We start from the raw sequence: 22,643 nt of genomic DNA on the forward strand, positions 1-22,643 counted from the left end.
AAATAGGTAATTATTAGCATGAAAACTTTCGTTGCTAAACCAGAAACTGTAAAACGCGACTGGTATGTTGTAGACGCTGAAGGCAAAACTCTTGGCCGTCTAGCAAGTGAAATCGCTTCTCGCCTACGCGGCAAGCACAAAGCAGAATACACTCCTCACGTAGACACTGGTGATTACATCATCGTTGTTAACGCTGAGAAAGTTGCTGTAACTGGTAACAAAGCTAAGGGTAAGGTTTACTACCGTCACTCTGAGTTCCCAGGTGGTCTTAAAACTATCACTTTTGAAAAGCTAATTGCTAAGAAACCAGAAATGGTTCTTGAACTAGCAGTTAAAGGTATGCTTCCACGTGGTCCACTAGGCCGCGCGATGTACCGTAAGCTTAAAGTGTACGCTGGTACTGAGCACAACCATGTTGCTCAACAGCCACAAGTACTAGACATCTAAGGGGATTAAGACAATGGCAGAGAATCAATACTACGGCACTGGTCGTCGCAAAAGCTCAGCAGCTCGTGTTTTCATCAAACCAGGCTCTGGTGAGATCGTAATCAACAAGCGCAGCCTTGATGTTTACTTCGGTCGTCCAACTTCTCGTATGGTTGTTAAACAACCTCTTGAGCTAGTTGAACTAACTGAGAAACTTGACCTTTACATCACTGTTTCTGGTGGTGGTATTTCAGGTCAAGCTGGCGCAATCCGCCACGGTATCACTCGTGCTCTTATGGAATACGATGAAACTCTACGCCCTGCTCTACGTGCAGCTGGCTATGTTACGCGTGACGCTCGTTGCGTTGAACGTAAGAAAGTTGGTCTACGTAAAGCACGTCGTAAACCTCAATTCTCTAAGCGTTAATTTTTCTTTACGAAAAAGTACACGCTCCCAGTTTTTCGACTGGAATTGTGGTTCAAAGCTCGGCTATATGCCGGGCTTTTTGTTTTTATGCCCCCTCTAAACGCTTTCCCTCCCTCGTTTTATTTCCAAATTCTTATATTTTGAAAGCTTTTGTAACCCAATGTGCGCTTTGCCTCATGATTGTTACAAAAAGGTAGCTTTATCTTGTCAAAAAGTAGGGTTTTATTTATCATTTGCCGTCAATAAATAGAACTAAATACATATTTTGTTAGCCATGCTCTTTATTCGGAATTATTTCAATCCATAAGGAGCAAATGGGAGAATGTTTGGATGAGCAACGCGCCTTTAAATAACGGTCGCAGGCGTTTCTTAACCGCAACAACAGCCGTTGTTGGTGGTTTAGGAGCAGCTGCTGTAGCCGTGCCTTTTATTAAATCATGGAACCCGAGTGCCAAGGCGAAAGCTGCAGGCGCACCGGTGGAAGTGGAAGTCAGTAAGTTAGAGCCGGGACAAATGGTTCGTGTCGAGTGGCAAGGTAAGCCTGTATGGGTTGTACGCCGTGCTGAATCGGTGCTAGAGAATCTAAAAGCGATCGGTGGTCAACTTCGTGACCCTCAATCTGAAGCGGAACAACAACCAGAATACGCGCAGAACGAGTTTCGTTCAATTAAGCCGGAATTCTTCGTTGCTGTTGGTTTCTGTACGCACTTAGGTTGTTCTCCAACTTACCTGCCAGATTCTTTTGCAGAACAAGTTCAGGGTGTTAAGTCTGGTTTCTTCTGTCCTTGCCATGGTTCAAAGTTTGATATGGCAGGTCGAGTATTCCAAGGCGTACCAGCTCCATTGAATCTTGTTGTACCAAAGCATATGTATTTGAGTGACACTAAGATCATGATCGGTGTGGACGAGGGAGACGCGTAATGCAAGGATTGCTTGATTGGGTAGAGAAACGTCTACCCGCGATGAATGCTTACAAGAAGCATTTATCTGAATACCCAATGCCTAAGAACTTTAACTTTTGGTACCTTTTTGGTTCTTTAGCAATGTTAGTACTGGTTAACCAAATCCTTACGGGTATTTGGCTGACAATGAACTATGTACCGTCTGGTGAGGGCGCATTTGCTTCTGTTGAATACATCATGCGTGATGTGGAATACGGTTGGCTACTGCGTTACATGCACTCAACAGGTGCATCGGCATTCTTCGTTGTGATCTACCTGCATATGTTCCGTGGTCTAATCTACGGTTCTTACCAAAAGCCTCGTGAGTTACTTTGGATCTTCGGTATGTTGATCTTCTTAGTGCTTATGGCTGAGGCTTTCATGGGCTACCTACTACCATGGGGTCAAATGTCTTACTGGGGTGCTCAGGTAATCATTTCTCTGTTTGGTGCGATCCCTGTTATAGGTGATGACCTAACGCTTTGGATCCGTGGTGACTACATCATCTCTGGTGCAACGCTGAACCGTTTCTTCGCACTGCACGTTATTGCTCTGCCAATTGTACTTCTGCTGCTTATCGTACTTCACGTACTAGCGCTGCACGAAGTGGGTTCGAACAACCCAGACGGTATCGAAACCAAGCTTCCTAAAGGCACAATGGGCGACGACTACAAAACTCAGTTCCCATTCCACAAGGATTACACTAAGAAATACGACATCATTGACTCTATTCCTTTCCACCCATACGGGACGGTAAAAGATATGGTTGGTGTTGCTGGTTTCCTATTCTTGTTCTGTTACGTGCTGTTCTTTAACCCAGAAATGGGGGGGTACTTCCTTGAACCGCCTAACTTTGAAGCTGCAAACCCGCTGAAAACACCTGAGCATATTGCTCCAGTTTGGTACTTCACGCCGTTCTACGCTGTACTTCGTGCTGTTCCAGATAAGCTGTTAGGTGTAGTTGCAATGGGCGCTTCAATTGTTGTGCTATTCCTACTGCCATGGTTCGACCGTTGTAAAGTGCGTTCTTACCGTTACCGTAGCAAATTGCATTTGATTAACATCATCCAATTCACAATAAGCTTTATTGCGCTTGGTGTACTTGGTGCGCTTCCAGCAACGCCTACATACACGCTATTAGCTCAAATCTTTAGCTTAGGTTACTTCATGTTCTTCGTTCTGCTGTGGTTCTACAGTAAAAATGAAGCGACGAAACCATTACCAGAAAGGGTGACATTCAAATGAAAAAGTGGATTGTAATTTTATTTGCTATGTTGCCGTCACTAGCGATGGCAGCGGGTGCAGGCGTACCATTAGACAAAGCAAACAATGATTTAACAGACAAAGCTTCATTACAAAATGGCGCTAAGATGTTCATGAACTACTGTTTCGCTTGTCACTCAACGCAGTACCAACGTTATGAACGTGTTGCGAATGATTTGGAGATTCCTTTAGACCTAATGAAGGAAAACCTGATCTTCGATCCTGAAGTGAAAATTGGTAGCTTGATGGTTAACGCTATGCCTTCTGAGCAAGCTGCTAGTTGGTTTGGTGCTCCACCACCAGATCTAACATTGGTTGCTCGTGTTCGTGGCGCAGATTGGCTATACACGTACCTTCGTACTTTCTATGAAGATCCGTCTCGTCCATTTGGTGTGAACAACCTGGTTTTCCCAAGTGTTGGTATGCCGCATGTTCTTGAAGAGCTACAAGGTATCCCAACGCCAATCTACGATACTCACATGGTCGATGGTGAGGAAGTTAAGGTTGTTGTTGGCACTGAAACGGATGGTTCTGGCGAATTAAGTGCTGGTGAGTATGACGAAGCAGTTCGTGACCTTGTTAACTTTTTGGTTTACTCGGGCGACCCTGTTCAACTTGAGCGTCATGCTATGGGTTGGTGGGTAATGGCCTTCTTAGTAATCTTCACTATCATCGTGATTTTGCTGAAGAAAGAGTATTGGCGTGATGTGCACTAATTGTGCTATAATACCGTGCTAATTCCCAAATTATGTTAATGTTCAATGGAGGCTTTAGGCCTCCATTGTTTTTATTTAAAGTGTACTGGAGGGCTCCATGGCTGTAGCTGCCAATAAACGTTCTGTAATGACTCTTTTCTCAAGTGCTTCTGATATGTATAGCCATCAGGTGCGCATTGTTCTTGCTGAAAAAGGCGTAAGTGTTGAAGTTGAGTTGGTTGATGAAAAAAATCTACCAGCAGAGCTTGTTGAACTGAACCCGTACAAATCAGTACCTACTCTTGTTGATCGTGAGCTTGCTCTATATGACTCTAAGATCATCATGGAATACCTAGATGAGCGTTTCCCTCATCCACCATTGATGCCTGTATACCCGGTTGCTCGTGGTAACAGTCGTCTAATGATGTACCGAATTGAGCGTAACTGGTATTCAGTTGCAGAGAAGATCGTTAAAGGCAACGCTGAAGAATCTGAAGCAGCTCGCGTGAAATTACGCAACGACCTATTAACTCTTGCTCCTATCTTCGCTGAGTATGAATACTTCATGAGCGAAGAGTTTAGCCTAATTGATTGTTACCTAGCTCCGCTACTATGGCGTTTACCTGAGCTTGGTATCGAACTGATTGGTCCTGGTTCTAAAGAACTTAAGATTTACATGAACCGCGTATTCGAACGTGATTCATTCCTAGCTTCTCTAACGGAAGCTGAGCGCGAGATGCGACTCGTTCGCTAAGCGTTTATGGATATTTCAAATATGACTCCACGCCGACCATACATGCTTCGTGCATTTTATGAATGGCTGGTTGATAACGAACTGACTCCACACTTGGTTGTTGAAGCAACATTGCCGGGTGTGAGAGTTCCAGAAGAGTTTGTTCAAGATGGTCAGATCATTCTGAACATCGCGCCTCGTGCGGTTGGACAACTTGAACTGGGTAACGAAGCTGTGACGTTTAGTGCTCGCTTTAGTGGTCGTCCACACTCTGTGATCGTTCCGCTATACGCAGTACAAGCAATTTATGCTCGTGAGAATGGTGCTGGTACCATGTTTGAACCTGAAGAGGCTTACATGGAAGCGTTTGAAGAAGGAATTGAAGAAAGTCCTTTTGAAGAACAAGAAAAAGGCCCATCTTTGAGTGTTGCAACAGCAGACGTAGATGCTGAAGAGTCTGACTCAGAACCTGAGCCATCTCGTCCAGCGAAAGGTCGCCCAAGCCTTCGTGTTATCAAATAGCGTTATTTTTTAAATAACTCCAAATACAAAAAAAGCAGCGATTTATCGCTGCTTTTTCTTTTTGTGCTAACTGACTTTTATTAATCTGATTCATTTCGTTAGGCTTTACCAGCCAACCAACCAGCTAATAAGCAGCTAAGTTAGCTGAGTAAATTCAGAGGGCGTTAGTTTACCGAATTGTCATCTTCACCATATTCAAACGCTCGAATCACCTGCTTCACACCAGAGATATTACGCGCAACTTCTGTCGCGATATCAGCGTGTTCCCGAGAAACTAATCCAAGCAGAAATACTTCTGAATCTTCAGTAATGACTTTGACTTTGATACCGTTAAGCTCAGACTTGGCAAGTAGGGCAGACTTCACTTTAGTGGTAATCCAACTGTCTTTGCTGATAGCACTAACAGACAGTGGCTCTTTCACTCGGATCTGGTTGTGTATACTTTCAACTCCCGTTACTGCTTTAGCTTGGCTTTCAAAAGCACGACGTTCAGCATCTGTCGTTGCTTGCCCCATCAGAACTACTGAACCACGGTAAGAGCTTGCTGTGATACTGACATTGCCGCGAAATGGCGGTTTATTGGTCATAGCTGCAACTTCAAATTCGATATTGTTGTCGCTCCAAATCTCTTTGGTGGTTCGTGTATCTGTGACTAGATTTGCAGTAGTTGCTGCACCAGCAATGAAAAGACCAGCACAACCAGATAACGACAGTGTAAGTAGCGAAACACTAATCAGCTTAAGCAGCTTCATAGAAGTTAATGATTTCATCGTGATGCTCCGTATATCACTCTTCGTGAGCTGGGAAGAGTACTTGATCGATTAGGTCACATAAGCAGTGTAGTGTCACCATGTGTACTTCGTGGATACGTGCTGTACGGTGTGAGGGAATACGAATTTCTACATCGTGCTCACCAAGCAGGCCAGCCATTTCACCACCATCTTTACCAGTAAAGGCGATGATTGTCATATCACGTGTTACCGCAGCTTCCATTGCTTTGATGATATTTTTACTGTTACCACTAGTAGATATAGCCAGTAAAATATCGCCAGTTTGACCAAACGCGCGCACTTGCTTAGAGAAGATCTCTTCGTAGTGGTAGTCGTTTGCCACCGCCGTTAGTGTGGTGTTATCAGCAGTGAGAGCCATTGCTGGAAGGCTAGGACGCTCGGTTTCAAAGCGATTAAGTAGGCAAGAGACAAATTGCTGAGCATTCGATGCCGAACCACCGTTACCACAACAAAGAATCTTGTTTCCGTTAAGCAGGGTTGCAACCATTGCTTGAGCGGCATGCGTGATTGCGTCTGGCAGAGCTTCTGCCGCCGCAATTTGGATTTGAATACTTTCTGTAAAACTTTCTTTGATGCTGTCTAGCATGTTTATCCTTGGGTAATCGCGTTTTGAATCCAGTCGATAGTGTCATTCGGCCCTTCGATGGCAATGATATCAAACCTGTAATCTGTAGAGTGTACCGACAAGCCTTGCTGCATAAGCCAAACATTGGCTGTTTTGAGTAGCTTTTGTGACTTTTTGGCTGTCACCATTTCAGCGGCATGTCCGTAGCGTGTTTGCTTGCGGTATTTTACCTCAGTAAACACAACCGTATTGTTATGGCGCATTATAAGATCAATTTCGCCACACTTTGCTATGAAGTTTTCTTCAATTAACGATAAACCGTGGCGAACTAAATAATTCTTTGCCACGGTCTCGTATTTATCACCCACTTGTTTGTGGGTGATTGTTGGCTTGGATAGGAACTTACGGCTAAAAAGCCCCATGCTCTGCCCAGCTGATTTCACGTTGAACCACACAGTTGTTGTCGATGGTTAATACGCCGGTTTCACCTGTAATGCTGTAATCTTGTACGGCTTTCATCTGTGGTAGTGCATCCATTAGATAGTATGCATCCATTCCTAGAGCTTGTAGACGCTTTTGGCTGTTCGAGTGTGAAGGCCATAGGTCATTAAGCGCTTTGTTAAGCTCGTTTTTGTTCTCGACTAATAGCGGGATATCGCTGTAGAAGACACCCGTTAGGTCTTCATATTGCTTGTCACCGCTGTTGCTGCGTGAGTTTGAAAACAGTGCAGGTTGGCTAGCATCAGGGTTAATTGCAACTTCAATGAAGGGTTTGATGAGTGTTAGCTCTGAGTTCTTAGCGACAATGTAGACAGAATCGATATCACGACGACTGCGTGGCTCTGTTTCTAGGTCTAGGTTAAGTAGCCCATCCATTTGAGCGATACGTTGTTGGCTCTCTTGTAAACCGAAAATCTGATTCACATTACGCTGCAGTTGGCGTTTGTCAGAGAAGAAGCTGATTGCAACGTCGTTGTTGCTGTATTTCTGCCACTCTTCGTTAAATGCTTGCTTAACGCGGTCACCTAAGCGTCCTTTGGGTGCAAGAATAAGTGGGTACTTATAGCCTTGTGCAAAAAGGTGTTTCGCAGCCTGAGCGACTTCTTGTTCTGGCGATAAAGCGAGATAACAAATATTAGTATCTGGTTCTAGCTGAGTTGGAATATTAAGAGCTAATGCTGGAATCGAGTTTTCGTGGTTTTTCTGCGCTTGTTGAAGCTTAGTGATATTGCTCTTAATCAGAGGGCCAACGATGAAATCAACGTTATTCTCTTCCAGTTTCGCTTTAATTTCAGCGGCACTTTGTACGTTGGTATCCATTACGGTCAACGTTGCATCTTCTTCACGCTCTTTGTCATTCATCATCGCAAAGATGAAACCATCACGCACAAGTTGTGCTTGCTTACCGTACTTACCTGTTAGCGGCAGCAGTAGCGCAGTGCTGGTTGGTTTGCTGATTTCTAACGCTAATATGTCGGTGATCGCTTGAGGTGTGTAAGTAGCCGCAGGGTGCTGAGGATTCTCTGCCAACCAATCAGTCAGGGTTTCCTGTAGGTTTGGAAGGTTCGAATTCAGCGTCTTCATGTAGATAGCCAGTTGCAACCAACCTGAAAGCACATCTTCTGTCGGCGATGTTTTCAGTTCTAGAATCTCGTATTGAGAGTAGCTATTCAGGTTCTGCCAAATACGGTCGGCCGTTTGCTGTTGGCTTTCGTCGCTAGCGTCCAGATATTCAGAATAAAGGACTAACTCACGGCTCGCTTCGAAATATTCATTCTGTATTTCGGAAATGTTGGCGCGTAGCTCGTGATAATCTTTCCATTGCTCGTTCGGAAGCTTCCACCAAGGTTGAAAGTTCAGTTGGCTGTACGCTTGCTGTGGTTGCGAGTTATTCACCAGCAGTTGAGCGCGAGCTAGTTGCCATTCTGCTTGTTGAACTTCACTCAGCTCTTGTTTGGCTAAGCGTTTGATCAGCAGAGTCGCTTGATCGGTTTTTCCAGCTTGCACAGAAGCCTTAAGCGCCATGATTAACCAGTCGTTTTGTAGACTTCCTTTGCTACTATCCGCCTGCATCATGTAACTTTCAGTTGATTGCGCTGGATCTAGTGTAATATCAACACGCGTTGGTGCTTGAGGACCTGAAGAACAAGCCGCCAATGTAATTGCTAATGCAATTGGAGTGAGTAAGCGTGGTACACTGAGTCTCTTATGGTTCATCGTTGCCATGAGTTCTTTAAATTCCGTATAAATTTGTATCTATATTAATCGTTGAAGTGATGGTAAACAAATGACAGATAACAAAACCTTGCTCACAGAGAGCCCAACTCTCTATATTGTGCCAACCCCAATCGGAAATTTGGGAGATATCACTCAAAGAGCAATTGAAATTTTATCAAGTGTCGATGTTATTGCAGCCGAAGACACACGCCACACGGGTAAGCTGCTTGCTCACTTCAATATATCAACCAGAACGTTCGCTTTACATGATCATAATGAACAAACTAAAGCACAAGTTCTAGTCGAAAGGTTATTAGAAGGTCAGTCTATCGCATTAGTCTCTGATGCGGGTACTCCTTTAATCAGTGATCCAGGTTACCATCTTGTCTCACAATGTCGTCAAGCGGGTGTGAGAGTTGTGCCACTTCCTGGTGCTTGTGCTGTGATTACCGCACTAAGTGCGTCTGGTTTGCCGTCTGATCGTTTCAGCTTTGAAGGTTTCTTACCGCCAAAGAGCAAAGGTCGTAAAGACAAGTTCTTAGAGATCGCAAAAGCAGAACGCACGTGTATCTTCTACGAATCTCCGCACCGTATTACGGACTCTCTACAAGACATGCTAGAGATCTTAGGCCCTGACCGTGAGGTTGTGTTGGCGCGTGAGCTAACCAAAACCTTCGAAACCATCCAAGGTCTGCCACTTGGTGAACTTATTGAGTGGATTGAAGAAGACGCAAACCGTAAACGCGGTGAGATGGTATTGCTAATTCACGGTCACCGTGAAGAAGCGAGCACAGAGTTGCCAGACGAAGCGACTCGCACGCTGGGTATTCTAACCAAAGAACTGCCACTTAAAAAAGCAGCGGCGATGACGGCAGAAATCTACAATCTGAAAAAGAACGCTTTATACAAATGGGGCTTAGAGCATCTAGACAACTAGATAGCTCTTTATAGACTAGATACCTATTTATAGAGTAGCTAACCTGTATTGAAAAGCTTGTGAGGAGTGATGGTAATACCGTCGCTCCTTTTTTGTGCTTGGATTGTGTGAAATTCGTGCACTTGCTTAATGGTTTGCAGCATATTTGTGATCTCGCTAGACACTGCACACTAATCTCTATACAATCCGCCCTCGGAGTTGAACGGGTAATCGCTGCTTTGCTGATGTCCTTCGGGAGACTGACGTTGAGGTCCTTCGGGAAACTGACGTTGAAGTCCTTCGGGAGACTGGTAGAGGGGAGGAACGTCCGGGCTCCATAGAGCAGGGTGCCAGATAACGTCTGGGGGGCGCGAGCCCACGACAAGTGCAGCAGAGAGAAGACCGCCGATGGCCTCATTTCTTCGGAAGAGGCACAGGTAAGGCTGAAAGGGTGCGGTAAGAGCGCACCGTGCGACTGGCAACAGTTCGTAGCAAGGTAAACTCCACCCGGAGCAAGATCAAATAGGCCCTCGCATTGCGCTGCTCGCGTATGAGGGCGGGTAGATTGCTTGAGCCTGTGAGCGATTGCAGGCCTAGACGAATGGTTACCGCCGCGCAAGCGGAACAGAACCCGGCGTATGTGTCAACTCCACCTATATAAAGAACCCATCATTACTTAACGGTAGTGATGGGTTTTTTGCTTTATATTGACGTTAATTATTTAGATTTCCTTAGAATCCATCATCTTGATATGAGCTTGGGTCAAAAATTCCCAAAGCCTATACACAATATGGTGGAGATACGGCGTGAAATCAGTAAACTAAAACGTTAATAGAACATATTATTGCCGAACTAATGGCTCAATCCATTCACTGAGAAGACTATGACAGAAGCATTCAAACATATTTCAGTATTGCTTAACGAATCTATTGACGGACTTGCGATCAAACCTGACGGTACCTATATCGATGGTACTTTTGGCCGTGGTGGTCACAGCCGTACAATCCTGTCTAAACTGGGCGAGAATGGAAGACTCTTTAGTATCGACCGCGATCCACAAGCGATTGCCGAAGCACAAAAGATTGATGACCCTCGTTTTACGATTATTCACGGCCCGTTCTCAGGTATGGCTGAATATGCAGAGCGTTATGACTTAGTCGGTCAAGTGGATGGCGTATTGCTGGATTTAGGTGTCTCTTCACCACAGCTGGATGATGCTGAACGTGGCTTTAGCTTTATGAAAGATGGCCCGCTTGATATGCGTATGGATCCAACAACCGGCATTCCTGTTTCTCAGTGGTTGGTTGAAGCTGATCTTGATGACATCACATGGGTTATTCGTGAGTTCGGTGAAGACAAACACGCTCGTCGTATCGCGAAAGGCATCATTGCTTATCAAGAGAATGAAGAGAACGAACCGCTAACGCGCACTGGTCAACTGGCTAAGCTTATCTCTGATGTCGCTCCAAAAAGCTTCAAAGAGAAAAAACACCCAGCAACACGTGCTTTCCAAGCATTCCGTATCTACATTAACAGTGAACTAGAAGAGATCGATACCGCACTGAAAGGCGCGGCAAGCATCCTTGCTCCTCAAGGTCGTATCTCTGTTATCAGTTTCCACTCGCTTGAAGACCGTATGGTGAAGCGCTTTATACGTAAAGAGAGCCAAGGACCGCAAGTACCACATGGCCTGCCACTAACTGAAGAGCAGATCAAAGCGCTAGGCAGTGCCGATCTGAAACCAATTGGTAAAGCAATCAAGCCTTCTAAAGATGAAGTGGATGAGAATACTCGTTCGCGTAGTTCAGTACTACGAATCGCAGAAAAGCTATAGTCAATGAAGACCTCCAAACCCAACTTAGCCAAGATAATCTTTTTTGATTTGCTCTCCGTGGGTAAAGTCCCATTGGGGCTTCTTATCTGCATCTTTGCGAGTGCGATGGGGGTCGTTCTTACGACACATGTATCACGTCAGGCGATTACGCAAAAAGACATGGCATTGGTGGAGCGGGAACAACTTGATGATGAGTGGCGAAATTTAATGCTTGAAGAGACGGCGCTAGCAGAACACAGCCGCGTTCAAGCATCGGCAAAAAGAGAGCTAGACATGAAACGTCCAGACTCCGACAAAGAAGTTGTGATCACACTGAAATGACCGGTAAAAAGGAAAAAACACCCGCAAAAACCGTTAATGAATCAACGAAAGAGCGAGTGAAGAGCGAAAAGGATTCGGATCCAATTCTTATTAAATGGCGTTTCAACGTTGTTATTGCTTTCGTGTTTCTAGCCTTTGCTGCACTCGTTGGCCGTGTGGCTTACATCCAAATCATTGAACCCGATAACTTAATTCGTCAGGGCGATCTTCGCTCAGTGCGTGTTAAGGCTATTCCTTCTGCTCGCGGTATTATCTCTGACCGCAATGGCGAGCCGCTTGCTGTGAGTGTTCCCGTTGAAGCTGTATGGGCCGACCCAAAAACGATTTTCGATAAAAATGGTATGGCCCAGATTGATCGTTGGTATGCGTTAGCCGATGTACTTGGCCTACAGCGACAATCGATGATCGATAAGATATCTAGCAACAAATCCCGTCGATTTATTTATCTACAAAGACAAGTTAGCCCTGCGATGGCTAAGTATATCCGTGAACTTAAGCTGGTGGGTGTGGGCCTGAAAGCGGAATCTCGACGTTACTACCCTGCTGGTGAAGTCAGTGCACACCTTATCGGTGTGACCGGAATTGATGGGCACGGCCTGGAAGGGGTTGAACGCAGTTACGATAAATGGCTTACGGGCGAAGCAGGCAAGCGAACGATTCGTAAAGACCGCTACGGACGCGTTGTCGAAAACATTGCGTTAGAAGAACGCGAAGAAGGCAAACCACTAGAACTCACCATCGATCAACGACTGCAGGCGATAGCCTATCGAGCGATTAAGCAAGCGGTGGCCGATCATAAAGCGACCTCAGGCTCTGCAGTATTACTCGATGTGAAAACGGGCGCTGTGTTAGCCATGGTCAATGCACCGTCTTACAACCCGAACAACCGCTCTGATTTACAAAGCTTTAAAATGCGAAACCGCGTGCTGACCGATGCTATGGAGCCTGGCTCAACAGTGAAACCTTTTGTGGTGCTCGCCGCATTAGAAAATGGTACAGCTGATGCGAAATCTATTATTGATACAGGTAATGGCATCATGCAAATTGGAGGTAGCCGAGTACGTGATACCTCTAAAGTGGGCAAGGCTGATTTAGCCTTGATCCTTAAAAAATCAAGTAACATCGGCGTGGCGAAATTAGCGCTTGATATGCCACTTGAAGCGTTACTTGGTATGTACAGTTCGGTTGGTTTAGGCGAAATGTCTGGGCTAAATCTCGTGGGTGAAACGAGTGGTATTTTCCCTAACCGTCGCCGTTGGTCTAAGTTCGAAATCGCGACGCTATCGTTTGGTTATGGCTTATCTGTGACCCCGCTTCAGTTGGCTCATGCTTATGCAACGTTAGCCAACAAAGGCATGTATGAACCGATTCATATCATTAAAAGCAACGACCAAGACTTCTCAAAGCAGATCATCAAACGTGAAAATGCAGAGATGGTATTGCAAATGTTAGAAGGCGTGACTCAAAAGGGCGGAACGGCAACCAGAGCCGCTGTTCCGGGTTATCGAGTTGCGGCAAAAACGGGTACATCTCGGAAAGCCGCTGCGGGTGGCTATAGTGATGAGTATATTGCTATAACGTCGGGTTTTGCTCCAGTCAGCGATCCAAGAGTAGCTCTGGTTGTCGTAGTCAATGAGCCGCAAGGTGACCTTTACTATGGTGGTTCAGTTGCTGCCCCCGTTTTTTCTGAAATCATGAAGGGGGCACTGCAAATACTCAATGTCCCTGCTGATGAAAACAAGTTTCAAGAATAGAGCCAATCAGGATTCAATATGAGTAATAGCCTCACGCTGTCATCTTTACTTTCTCCTTGGGGGGACTTTAGTTCACTTGAGCTAGATGCGATTGCTGTTGAGCAATTGGAGTTGGATAGCCGTACCATCAAGGAAGGCGATATTTTTGTTGCCATTGTTGGACATGCCATTGATGGTCGTCGCTTTATCGACAAAGCCGTCGCTCAAGGTGCGAAAGCTGTCATTGCACAAGCGAGTGATGACAAAACTCATGGCTTGGTTGAGTGGTTAAATGCTGTTCCTGTTGTTTATGTATCTGAGCTAAATTCAATTCTCTCTGAACTGGCTGGCCGAGTTTATTCTTCTCAAGCGACTAAGTTGATTGGTGTTACCGGTACCAATGGCAAAACCACCATCACCCAATTGATTGTTCAGTGGCTTGATTTGGTCGGCCAGCGTTCGGCGGTAATGGGCACCACGGGTAATGGCTTCTTAGATAACCTAAAAACAGCGGCTAATACCACAGGCAGCGCGATTGAAATACAACGCACACTGAGCGAGTTGGCTGAGGAAAGTGCAGTTTATACCGCGATGGAAATCTCTTCTCATGGTTTGGTTCAAGGCCGAGTAAAAGCGTTGGATTTTGAGGTTGGTGTGTTCACTAACTTGAGTCGTGATCACCTTGATTACCACGGCACGATGGAAGAGTACGCATTGGCTAAGAAAAGCCTGTTTACTCAACACAAATGCAAACATGCAGTGATCAATGTGGATGATGAAGTCGGCAAAGCGTGGATGGCAGATTTGTCCAATGCAATAGCTGTTTCATTGCTTCCGTTGTCTGATTACCAACAGTCGGTGTGGGCATCTGATGTCGCCTATGCAGAAACTGGGATTAAGCTCTCTTTCGATGGTAGCTGGGGGCAAGGTGATCTTTCGGTTCCATTGATTGGTCAGTTCAACGCATCAAACGTACTGGTTGCTTTCGCGACTTTGCTTTCATTGGGTATCGACAAGCAAACCTTGGTCGACACCGCGTCTCAGCTTCAACCTGTTATTGGTCGTATGGAACTGTTTCAAGTTCCGAGCAAAGCAAAAGTCGTTGTCGATTACGCGCACACGCCAGATGCTCTAGAAAAAGCATTGGCTGCACTGCGTGTACACTGCTCTGGAAAGCTGTGGGCTATCTTCGGCTGTGGTGGCGATCGCGACACAGGTAAGCGCCCAATGATGGCGGTAACGGCAGAGCAGTTCGCCGACAAAATTATTATTTCAGATGACAACCCTCGCAGCGAAGATCCTGCACTGATTGTTAAAGACATGCTAGCTGGCTTAAGCGAACCAGAATCTGCATTCGTCGAGCACGATCGCTATCAAGCGGTTAAGTTTGCCCTAGAACAGGCCGGCTGTAATGACATTATTCTTTTGGCTGGTAAAGGCCATGAGGATTACCAAGTATTGAAAGACGAAACGATCCATTACTCAGATCGAGAGTCTGCGCTACAACTTTTAGGTATTTCATAATGATTGATGTATCACTCGAGCAGATTTGTTCAGCGGTGAGCGGTCAGCTGATTGAGGCTGGCAAGTCGAGCAATAGTGTTATTAATGCGGTTTCTACTGACACTCGAACCGTTGAAGAGGGTGCACTGTTTGTTGCTCTTGTTGGCGAGCGTTTTGATGCGCATGACTTTTGTCATCAAGCGGTAGAAGCTAATGCGAGCGCGTTGTTAGTCGAACGAAAACTTGACCTAAATATTACTCAGGTGGTTGTTGAAGACACTAAACTTGCTTTAGGTCAGCTAAGTGCTTGGATCCACAAACAGTGTGACGTGCCAACCATGGCGATTACAGGCAGTTGTGGTAAAACGACGGTTAAAGAGATGGTGGCAAGCATTCTGCAGCAACGTGGCAAGGTGTTGTTTACCGCAGGTAACTTCAATAATGATATTGGAGTGCCATTAACCTTGCTGCGCAGTGAAGCAAATGACGACTATGCCGTGATAGAACTGGGCGCGAACCACATTGGTGAAATTGCCTATACCACGCAGCTTGTGAAACCACAGGTGGCGTTAGTTAATAACGTAGCTGCAGCGCACTTAGAAGGCTTTGGGTCTATCAATGGTGTGAAACAAGCGAAAGGTGAAATCTTTCAGGGGCTTGCTGCTGATGATACTGCTATTGTTAATCTAGAGAGCAACGGTGGTGACTTTTGGAATGACGTGCTTGCAGATAAAAGCGTGCTGACATTTTCAGAAAGCGACAGCAAGGCGGATTATTTTGCCAAGAATATTCGCATCAATGAGCAAGGTGAAGCGTGCTTTGATATGCAGACACCTCAAGGGTCCATATTTGTTGAGCTTGGTATCATCGGTCAACATAACGTAGCGAATGCATTAGCAGCTGCAGCGTTGAGTATCCAATTTGGAGCCTCGCTTGATGAGGTGAAAAATGGTTTAGCGAATCTGATCTCTGTCAAAGGGCGAGTTGAGGTTCAACAATTAAGTCAGAATATCAAACTCATAGATGACAGTTACAACGCCAGCGTGCCAGCAATGAAGGCGGCAGCGAAGCTACTCTCGAGCTTCAAAGGTCAACGTTGGTTAATTTTAGGTAATATGGCTGAATTAGGCGATGAAAGCCTTGCACTTCACCGTCAAGTCGGTGAATATGCTGCCCCATTCGCTTTTGAGTATGTACTTACTTACGGTGATGATACCAAGGTGATTAGTGAGGTCTGTAATGGTACCCACTTTACAACGCATCAAGCGATGATCGCGCACATAGAGCAGCACCTAAGCTTGCCAGAAAGCGTGTCACATACCTTATTGGTAAAAGGCGCGAATAGTGCAGGAATGAGTAAAATAGCCGCTGCTTTAAAGGAGAACTTTTCATGATAATTTGGCTTGCAGAGCTACTACAGCCACACTTTTCTTTTTTCCGTTTGTTCGAATACTTATCGTTTCGTGCAATCGCGAGTATTTTGACGGCGTTATGTCTGTCACTGTGGATGGGACCTCGTTTAATTGAGCGTCTGCAAATGCTACAAATTGGCCAAGTTGTTCGTAATGACGGCCCTGAATCTCATTTCAGCAAACGTGGCACGCCAACCATGGGCGGTGTGATGATCCTTGCTGCGATCATTATTACGGTATTGATGTGGGCTGATCTCTCGAATCCTTATGTTTGGGCTGTATTAGTTGTACTTGCTGGTTATGGCGCGGTTGGCTTTGTTGATGACTACCGTAAAGTCGTTCGTAAGAACACCGATGGTTTGATCGCTCGCTGGAAGTACTTCTGGCAATCAGCAATTGCGTTAGTCGTGGCGTTTGCTCTGTATGCTCACGGGCACGATACTGCAGCAACTCAATTGGTTGTTCCTTTCTTTAAAGATGTGATGCCACAACTTGGTTTACTGTATATCGTACTAACTTACTTTGTTATTGTGGGAACCAGTAACGCGGTAAACCTAACAGACGGCCTAGACGGCTTGGCCATTATGCCAACGGTTATGGTTGCGGCTGGTTTTGCTGTAATTGCTTGGGCGACCGGTAACGTTAACTTTGCGTCATACTTACACATTCCATACATCCCATACACCTCCGAGCTGGTTGTGGTATGTACTGCTATCGTAGGTGCTGGACTTGGTTTTCTATGGTTCAATACTTATCCTGCACAAGTATTCATGGGCGATGTTGGCTCACTAGCGCTTGGTGGTGCTCTGGGTGTGATCGCTGTGTTAGTTCGCCAAGAGTTGGTATTGGTTATCATGGGCGGTGTGTTTGTAATGGAGACCTTGTCAGTGATACTGCAAGTTGGCTCTTACAAATTGCGCGGTCAGCGTATTTTCCGCATGGCACCAATTCACCACCATTATGAACTGAAAGGTTGGCCGGAGCCACGTGTCATCGTGCGTTTTTGGATCATCTCAATGGTATTAGTACTGGTTGGCCTAGCGACACTGAAAGTTCGTTAATCTTATGTGAGCCTCTGATTAGAGGCTCTTTAAAACTATTAAGAGCATCTTGTTTAAATGGAACGTTGGCAAAATATTCAAAATGTAGTGGTTGTGGGGCTCGGTATTACCGGGCTCTCTGTCGTTAAACATCTCGTAAAATATCAGCCTCATACTCATGTGAAGGTGATTGATACTCGAGAGCTACCACCAGGAAAGGAATCTTTACCCGAATCGGTAGAACTGCATTCTGGAAGTTGGAATAGCCAATGGTTAGCGGAAGCTGATTTGGTGATTGCTAACCCAGGTATCGCCTTAGCGACGCCTGAAATACAAGATGTTATTCAAGCGGGAACTCCGGTTGTTGGCGATATTGAACTGTTTGGCTGGGCGGTAGACAAACCTGTTGTGGCTATCACGGGTTCCAATGGCAAGAGCACAGTGACCGATCTAACGGGTGTACTTGCAAAGGCTGCTGGTCTTAACGTTGGTGTTGGTGGCAACATCGGTATTCCTGCCTTAGACCTTCTTGAGCTTGATGCTGATTTATATGTCCTTGAGCTTTCAAGCTTTCAGCTAGAGACAACATCCAGTCTAAACCTTGCAGCGGCGGCCTTTTTGAACTTGTCAGAAGATCATATGGATCGCTATCAAGGCATGGCCGATTACCGTGACGCCAAATTAAGAATTTTTAACAACGCTCAGTACGCGATTGTAAACCGCGAAGACAAAGAGACTTATCCTGACCACAGTATGCCATTAGTGACATTCGGACTCGACAACCAAGAGTTTGGTGTGGCGACGATTGATGGTACTGAATGGCTAACGGACAACGGCAAGCCTGTACTTCCTAGCCAAGATTTAACATTGGTTGGACGTCATAATGTGGCGAATGCTTTAGTCTCTTTAGCACTGCTTAAGCAAGTCGGTATCGATTACAGCAAAAGTCTTGAAGCTTTGAAAGCCTACAATGGTTTGACGCATCGTTGCCAAGTAGTGGCTGACAAACGCGAAATTAAATGGGTTAACGACTCGAAAGCGACCAACGTAGCCAGTACATTAGCGGCTCTGTCGGGATTAGAATACCAAGGTACTTTGTATCTCTTAGTCGGAGGTGTGGGCAAAGGTGCTGACTTTAGCGAGCTTAACCCCGTGTTGGCGCAACTAGACCGCGTACAACTGTGTTGCTTCGGTGAAGATGCTGCGCAATTTATGCCATTACATCCATCGGCTAAGACGTTTTATACCATGCGTGACATTATCGAGAGTATCTCTGCACAATTGGTGTCGGGTGACATGGTGATGTTGTCTCCTGCATGTGCAAGCTTCGATCAATTTAATAACTTCATGGCGAGAGGTGATGCGTTCACTGAACTTGCTCATGAGTATGCCTAACGTGTTGAAGGACTAACATTCAGTGCAAAGAGTGAAAGAGATTAATCAATCTATTTGGCAATGGCTTAACCGTGCCACACCAGAGGCGCTCTACGATCGTCAGTTGGTATGGATTGCTCTTGGACTGATGCTGACGGGCTTGGTAATGGTAACGTCGGCTTCGTTCCCAATCAGTGCTCGTTTAACCGATCAGCCGTTTCACTTCATGTTCCGCCACGCCATTTTCCTGGTGTTAGCGTTAGGTGTATCCAGCGTAATATTACAAATCCCGATGAAACGCTGGTTTCAATACAGTATGTACCTATTGGGCTTATCCTTCTTTTTGCTAGTGGTGGTGTTAGCCGTCGGTAAGTCGGTTAACGGTGCCTCACGTTGGATTCCTCTCGGGCTGTTTAACTTACAACCTGCTGAAGTCGCTAAGTTATCTCTGTTTATCTTTATGGCGGGCTATTTGGTACGTAAACAGGATGAAGTGAGAAAAACCTTCTTCGGTGGTTTTGGTAAACCGATCATGGTGTTCGGTGCCTTTGCGGTGTTGCTACTTGGCCAGCCCGATTTGGGTACCGTTGTCGTAATGTTGGTTACCTTGTTTGGCATGTTGTTTATCGCAGGTGCTAAGCTGTCACAATTTATAGCCTTAATGGTGGCAGGTATTGCTGCCGTTGTGGGATTGATTGTTATTGAGCCTTATCGTGTTCGACGTGTTACGTCATTCTGGGAACCTTGGAGTGACCCGTTTGGTAGTGGTTATCAGCTAACTCAATCATTGATGGCGTTCGGTCGTGGTGATTGGATGGGGCAAGGGCTTGGTAATTCAATTCAAAAACTCGAGTACCTACCTGAAGCACACACCGATTTTGTTTTTGCTGTACTGGCTGAAGAGTTGGGTTTTGTTGGCGTAACCTTAGTGTTGATGCTGATCTTTAGTTTGGTTTTTAAAGCTATTTTTATTGGCAAAAAAGCTTTCGAAAACGACCAAGTGTTCAGCGGTTATCTGGCGTTTGGCATTGGTATTTGGTTTGCTTTTCAGACGCTTGTTAATGTCGGTGCCGCTTCAGGTATTGTTCCGACCAAGGGGTTAACCTTACCGCTGATCAGTTACGGTGGCTCAAGCCTTATCGTGATGTCAGTAGCGGTTTCTATGCTGCTGCGTATCGATCATGAATGCCGAGTGCAACAAAAAGAACAAGCCGACAATCAAAACGAATTAGTAGAATAAGAATCTAACGTTATGAAACAAAACAAAAAACTTTTAGTGATGGCTGGTGGTACTGGCGGTCACGTTTTCCCTGGGTTAGCGGTGGCGAAAAAGCTTCAGCAACAAGGTTGGGAAATTCGCTGGTTAGGAACTGCGGACCGAATGGAAGCGGATCTGGTGCCAAAGCATGGTATTGAGATCGACTTCATTAAGGTGAAAGGCCTGCGTGGTCAAGGCGTTAGTAAATTAATTAAAGCGCCGTTCCAGATTATTAATGCCATACTTCAAGCCAGACGACATATTAAAGCATGGCAACCTGATGTGGTGCTTGGCATGGGGGGGTACGTCAGTGGCCCGGGTGGTATCTCGGCTTGGTTATCTGGCATTCCAGTGGTTCTACATGAACAAAATGCAGTGGCAGGTTTAACCAACCAATGGCTGTCTAAGATTGCTAAAAAGGTTTTCCAAGCTTTTCCTGGTGCGTTTCCTACCGCAGAAGTGGTGGGTAACCCGGTACGCGAAGATGTTGTTGCCTTAGCTGACCCCGAGCAACGCATGGCTGAGCGTGATGGTGACATCCGCATCTTGGTTATGGGCGGTAGCCAGGGCGCAAAAATCCTGAACGATACCTTGCCAGTAACGATGGCGCAGCTTGGTGAAGGCTTCACTGTGGTGCATCAAGCGGGTAAGAACAATCAACAGCAAGTTATTGAACAATACAAATCACATTCTGTAGATAATGTTCAAGTGACTGAATTTATTGATGATGTGGCGCAAGCTTATGAGTGGGCAGATCTATTAGTGTGTCGCTCTGGTGCATTAACCGTATCTGAAGTGTCTGCTGCTGGTGTCGGTTCTATTTTCGTTCCGTTTATGCACAAAGACAGACAACAAGCGTTGAATGCCGATCATTTAGTCGAATGTGGCGCAGCGTTAATGATTGAACAGCCTCAACTGACGGCTGATAAGCTCGCGAACACTATCGCGCAGCTTGATAGAAATGAATTAAAAATGATGGCAACAAAAGCTCGTCAAGCCGCCAAGCTTGATGCTGATGTGACTGTCGCTGAAGCGATTAAAGCTTTAGCAAAATAATGAGATTGAATTGATGACGATTGAACATACCCAAGACTTAGCGCAAATCCGTGCAATGGTGCCAGAGATGCGCCGTGTTAAATCTATCCACTTCATTGGTATTGGTGGTGCCGGAATGAGCGGGATTGCTGAAGTCTTGCTTAATGAAGGCTACCAGATCACAGGTTCTGATATTGCTCAAAACCCAGTGACAGAACGCTTAGTTAGCAAGGGGGCTACTGTTTACGTTGGTCACCAAGCGAGTAACGTTGCCGACGCAAGTGTGGTGGTGGTTTCAACCGCTATCAACGAAGAAAACCCAGAAATTATTGCAGCTCGTGAAGCGCGCACACCGATCGTTCGTCGTGCAGAAATGCTGGCTGAGCTAATGCGTTTTCGTCACGGTATTGCTGTGGCAGGTACGCACGGTAAAACAACCACGACTGCGCTAGTGACACAGATTTACTCGGAAGCAGGCCTAGATCCAACTTTCGTAAACGGTGGTTTGGTTAAAAGTGCAGGTACTAACGCACGTTTAGGTTCGAGCCGTATTCTTATCGCTGAAGCAGATGAAAGTGATGCGTCATTCTTACATCTGCAACCAATGGTTAGTATCGTCACTAACATTGAAGCGGATCATATGGACACTTACGGCGGCGATTTTGAAACGCTGAAGCAGACGTTTATTGATTTCTTACACAACCTACCATTCTACGGTCAGGCTGTGATGTGTGTTGATGATCCTGTAGTGCGTGAGCTTATTCCTCAGGTTAGCCGCCAAGTGATTACTTACGGTTTCTCAGAAGATGCGGATATTCGTATTGAGAACTACGTGCAAGAAGGCCAGCAAGGCAAGTTCACGGTGGTACGTGAAGGTAAAGCTAACCTTGATATCACGTTAAACATTCCGGGTCGTCACAATGCATTGAATGCCTCAGCAGCGATTGCTGTTGCAACAGAAGATGACATTAGCGATGAAGCGATTCTAAAAGCGATGGCGGGAACCGAAGGTACGGGTCGTCGTTTTGATCATCTAGGTGAGTACGAAACAGGTAAAGGCGTTGCAATGCTGGTCGATGATTACGGTCATCACCCAACCGAAGTGGACGTAACCATTCAAGCAGCACGAAGTGGTTGGACTGATAAGCGTCTTGTTATGATCTTCCAACCGCACCGTTACAGCCGTACTCGTGATCTATATGATGATTTTGCGAATGTTCTTGAGCAAGTTGATGTACTTATTCTATTAGATGTTTATTCTGCAGGTGAGAAACCAATTGCAGGGGCTGATGGGCGTTCATTAAGTCGAACTATTCGCGGGCGTGGTAAGATAGATCCAATCTTTGTTGCCGATATCAACGCACTGCCATCGGCTTTAGCCAACGTAATTCAAGGCGGTGACCTTGTTTTAACGCAGGGTGCAGGCGATGTTGGTCGAGTAGCGAAGCAGTTGGAATCGTTACAGTTAGACATTAATAAAATGCAGAACGCGTAACAGAATACTGTCTACAGACTGTGGTCAATCGCTCACTTCTTGCGATTGACCTAAAATTGACCAAAAATCTTATTATCAACGTTTGATAGTTTAATTTTGCTCAGTATAATTCATAGGTTAAAGTAAGTGCTTTTACCTCTAT

22 protein-coding genes and 1 other RNA gene are annotated in these 22,643 nt (G+C 45.6%); 19 read left to right on the plus strand and 4 right to left on the minus strand.

Annotation, left to right across the window (positions count from 1 at the left end):
• The first annotated feature begins 18 nt into the window (after window positions 1-18).
• The 7 genes from rplM to sspB all read left to right on the plus strand — a co-directional run bounded on the left by rplM (window position 19) and on the right by sspB (window position 5,007).
• A complete protein-coding gene (gene rplM, locus ACED53_RS13250; RefSeq protein ID WP_010434689.1) occupies window positions 19-447 on the plus strand; it encodes a 50S ribosomal protein L13 in 429 nt (142 codons plus the stop codon).
• Between the two features lie 13 nt (window positions 448-460).
• Window positions 461-853, plus strand: a complete 393-nt coding sequence (gene rpsI, locus ACED53_RS13255) for a 30S ribosomal protein S9 (RefSeq protein ID WP_004740758.1) — start codon at window positions 461-463, stop codon at window positions 851-853.
• A gap of 330 nt (window positions 854-1,183) precedes the next feature.
• Window positions 1,184-1,774 carry a ubiquinol-cytochrome c reductase iron-sulfur subunit gene (gene petA, locus ACED53_RS13260; protein ID WP_010434692.1) on the plus strand — a complete coding sequence of 197 codons (591 nt, stop codon included), beginning with the start codon at window positions 1,184-1,186 and terminating at the stop codon, window positions 1,772-1,774.
• The gene (locus tag ACED53_RS13265) at window positions 1,774-3,039 is read left to right on the plus strand and encodes a cytochrome bc complex cytochrome b subunit (protein ID WP_009848941.1); all 1,266 of its coding nucleotides are present in this window, start codon (window positions 1,774-1,776) and stop codon (window positions 3,037-3,039) included. The genes petA and ACED53_RS13265 overlap by 1 nt, the downstream gene beginning before the upstream one ends.
• Window positions 3,036-3,773 carry a cytochrome c1 gene (locus ACED53_RS13270; protein WP_009848942.1) on the plus strand — a complete coding sequence of 246 codons (738 nt, stop codon included), beginning with the start codon at window positions 3,036-3,038 and terminating at the stop codon, window positions 3,771-3,773. Before ACED53_RS13265 ends, ACED53_RS13270 begins: the two co-directional genes overlap by 4 nt.
• A gap of 97 nt (window positions 3,774-3,870) precedes the next feature.
• Window positions 3,871-4,506 carry a stringent starvation protein SspA gene (sspA, locus tag ACED53_RS13275; protein ID WP_009848943.1) on the plus strand — a complete coding sequence of 212 codons (636 nt, stop codon included), beginning with the start codon at window positions 3,871-3,873 and terminating at the stop codon, window positions 4,504-4,506.
• 6 nt (window positions 4,507-4,512) lie between these two features.
• Window positions 4,513-5,007 (plus strand): ClpXP protease specificity-enhancing factor, encoded by a 495-nt coding sequence (gene sspB, locus ACED53_RS13280; RefSeq protein WP_017101351.1) that lies wholly within the window; start codon window positions 4,513-4,515, stop codon window positions 5,005-5,007.
• 164 nt (window positions 5,008-5,171) lie between these two features.
• On the opposite strand, the gene ACED53_RS13285 is transcribed toward sspB, so the two are convergent.
• From ACED53_RS13285 to ACED53_RS13300, 4 genes are read right to left on the minus strand one after another with little or no spacing between them, the layout of a single operon-like run.
• Window positions 5,172-5,777 carry a BON domain-containing protein gene (locus ACED53_RS13285; RefSeq protein WP_017098300.1) on the minus strand — a complete coding sequence of 202 codons (606 nt, stop codon included), beginning with the start codon at window positions 5,775-5,777 and terminating at the stop codon, window positions 5,172-5,174.
• A 16-nt stretch (window positions 5,778-5,793) separates the two neighbouring features.
• Window positions 5,794-6,384 (minus strand): phosphoheptose isomerase, encoded by a 591-nt coding sequence (locus ACED53_RS13290; protein WP_004729817.1) that lies wholly within the window; start codon window positions 6,382-6,384, stop codon window positions 5,794-5,796.
• A gap of 2 nt (window positions 6,385-6,386) precedes the next feature.
• Window positions 6,387-6,785: a YraN family protein gene (locus ACED53_RS13295; protein WP_009848946.1), complete on the minus strand. Its 399-nt coding sequence runs from the start codon at window positions 6,783-6,785 to the stop codon at window positions 6,387-6,389.
• Window positions 6,772-8,589: a penicillin-binding protein activator gene (locus tag ACED53_RS13300; protein ID WP_017098302.1), complete on the minus strand. Its 1,818-nt coding sequence runs from the start codon at window positions 8,587-8,589 to the stop codon at window positions 6,772-6,774. The genes ACED53_RS13295 and ACED53_RS13300 overlap by 14 nt, the downstream gene beginning before the upstream one ends.
• A gap of 61 nt (window positions 8,590-8,650) precedes the next feature.
• Between ACED53_RS13300 and rsmI the strand changes: the two genes are divergently transcribed.
• From rsmI to murC, 12 genes are all read left to right on the plus strand, one after another.
• A complete protein-coding gene (gene rsmI / locus ACED53_RS13305) occupies window positions 8,651-9,517 on the plus strand; it encodes a 16S rRNA (cytidine(1402)-2'-O)-methyltransferase (RefSeq protein ID WP_009848948.1) in 867 nt (288 codons plus the stop codon).
• A 194-nt stretch (window positions 9,518-9,711) separates the two neighbouring features.
• An RNA gene (rnpB, locus tag ACED53_RS13310) (RNase P RNA component class A) lies at window positions 9,712-10,151 on the plus strand.
• 228 nt (window positions 10,152-10,379) lie between these two features.
• Window positions 10,380-11,330, plus strand: a complete 951-nt coding sequence (rsmH, locus tag ACED53_RS13315) for a 16S rRNA (cytosine(1402)-N(4))-methyltransferase RsmH (protein ID WP_009848949.1) — start codon at window positions 10,380-10,382, stop codon at window positions 11,328-11,330.
• Window positions 11,331-11,333: 3 nt separating this feature from the next.
• On the plus strand, window positions 11,334-11,651 hold the full coding sequence (gene ftsL / locus ACED53_RS13320; RefSeq protein ID WP_017098303.1) for a cell division protein FtsL: 318 nt from the start codon (window positions 11,334-11,336) through the stop codon (window positions 11,649-11,651).
• Window positions 11,648-13,405 carry a penicillin-binding transpeptidase domain-containing protein gene (locus ACED53_RS13325; RefSeq protein ID WP_009848951.1) on the plus strand — a complete coding sequence of 586 codons (1,758 nt, stop codon included), beginning with the start codon at window positions 11,648-11,650 and terminating at the stop codon, window positions 13,403-13,405. The genes ftsL and ACED53_RS13325 overlap by 4 nt, the downstream gene beginning before the upstream one ends.
• Window positions 13,406-13,423: 18 nt before the next feature.
• Window positions 13,424-14,908: a UDP-N-acetylmuramoyl-L-alanyl-D-glutamate--2,6-diaminopimelate ligase gene (gene murE, locus ACED53_RS13330; protein WP_017101349.1), complete on the plus strand. Its 1,485-nt coding sequence runs from the start codon at window positions 13,424-13,426 to the stop codon at window positions 14,906-14,908.
• Window positions 14,908-16,281: a UDP-N-acetylmuramoyl-tripeptide--D-alanyl-D-alanine ligase gene (murF, locus tag ACED53_RS13335; RefSeq protein ID WP_017101348.1), complete on the plus strand. Its 1,374-nt coding sequence runs from the start codon at window positions 14,908-14,910 to the stop codon at window positions 16,279-16,281. Before murE ends, murF begins: the two co-directional genes overlap by 1 nt.
• Complete coding sequence (mraY, locus tag ACED53_RS13340) at window positions 16,278-17,360, plus strand: phospho-N-acetylmuramoyl-pentapeptide-transferase (RefSeq protein WP_009848954.1); 1,083 nt, start codon at window positions 16,278-16,280, stop codon at window positions 17,358-17,360. The genes murF and mraY overlap by 4 nt, the downstream gene beginning before the upstream one ends.
• A 57-nt stretch (window positions 17,361-17,417) precedes the next feature.
• The gene (gene murD, locus ACED53_RS13345) at window positions 17,418-18,734 is read left to right on the plus strand and encodes a UDP-N-acetylmuramoyl-L-alanine--D-glutamate ligase (protein ID WP_017101347.1); all 1,317 of its coding nucleotides are present in this window, start codon (window positions 17,418-17,420) and stop codon (window positions 18,732-18,734) included.
• Window positions 18,735-18,756: 22 nt separating this feature from the next.
• A complete protein-coding gene (gene ftsW, locus ACED53_RS13350) occupies window positions 18,757-19,953 on the plus strand; it encodes a cell division protein FtsW (protein WP_009848956.1) in 1,197 nt (398 codons plus the stop codon).
• Window positions 19,954-19,965: 12 nt separating this feature from the next.
• Window positions 19,966-21,027 carry an undecaprenyldiphospho-muramoylpentapeptide beta-N-acetylglucosaminyltransferase gene (gene murG / locus ACED53_RS13355; protein WP_017101346.1) on the plus strand — a complete coding sequence of 354 codons (1,062 nt, stop codon included), beginning with the start codon at window positions 19,966-19,968 and terminating at the stop codon, window positions 21,025-21,027.
• 13 nt (window positions 21,028-21,040) lie between these two features.
• Window positions 21,041-22,501 (plus strand): UDP-N-acetylmuramate--L-alanine ligase, encoded by a 1,461-nt coding sequence (gene murC, locus ACED53_RS13360; protein ID WP_012603213.1) that lies wholly within the window; start codon window positions 21,041-21,043, stop codon window positions 22,499-22,501.
• The last annotated feature ends 142 nt before the right edge of the window (window positions 22,502-22,643 follow it).

Origin of the sequence: Vibrio sp. 1F169, from assembly GCF_041439605.1 — a bacterium.
In the GTDB taxonomy this organism is placed as follows: Bacteria; Pseudomonadota; Gammaproteobacteria; order Enterobacterales; family Vibrionaceae; genus Vibrio; species Vibrio tasmaniensis_A.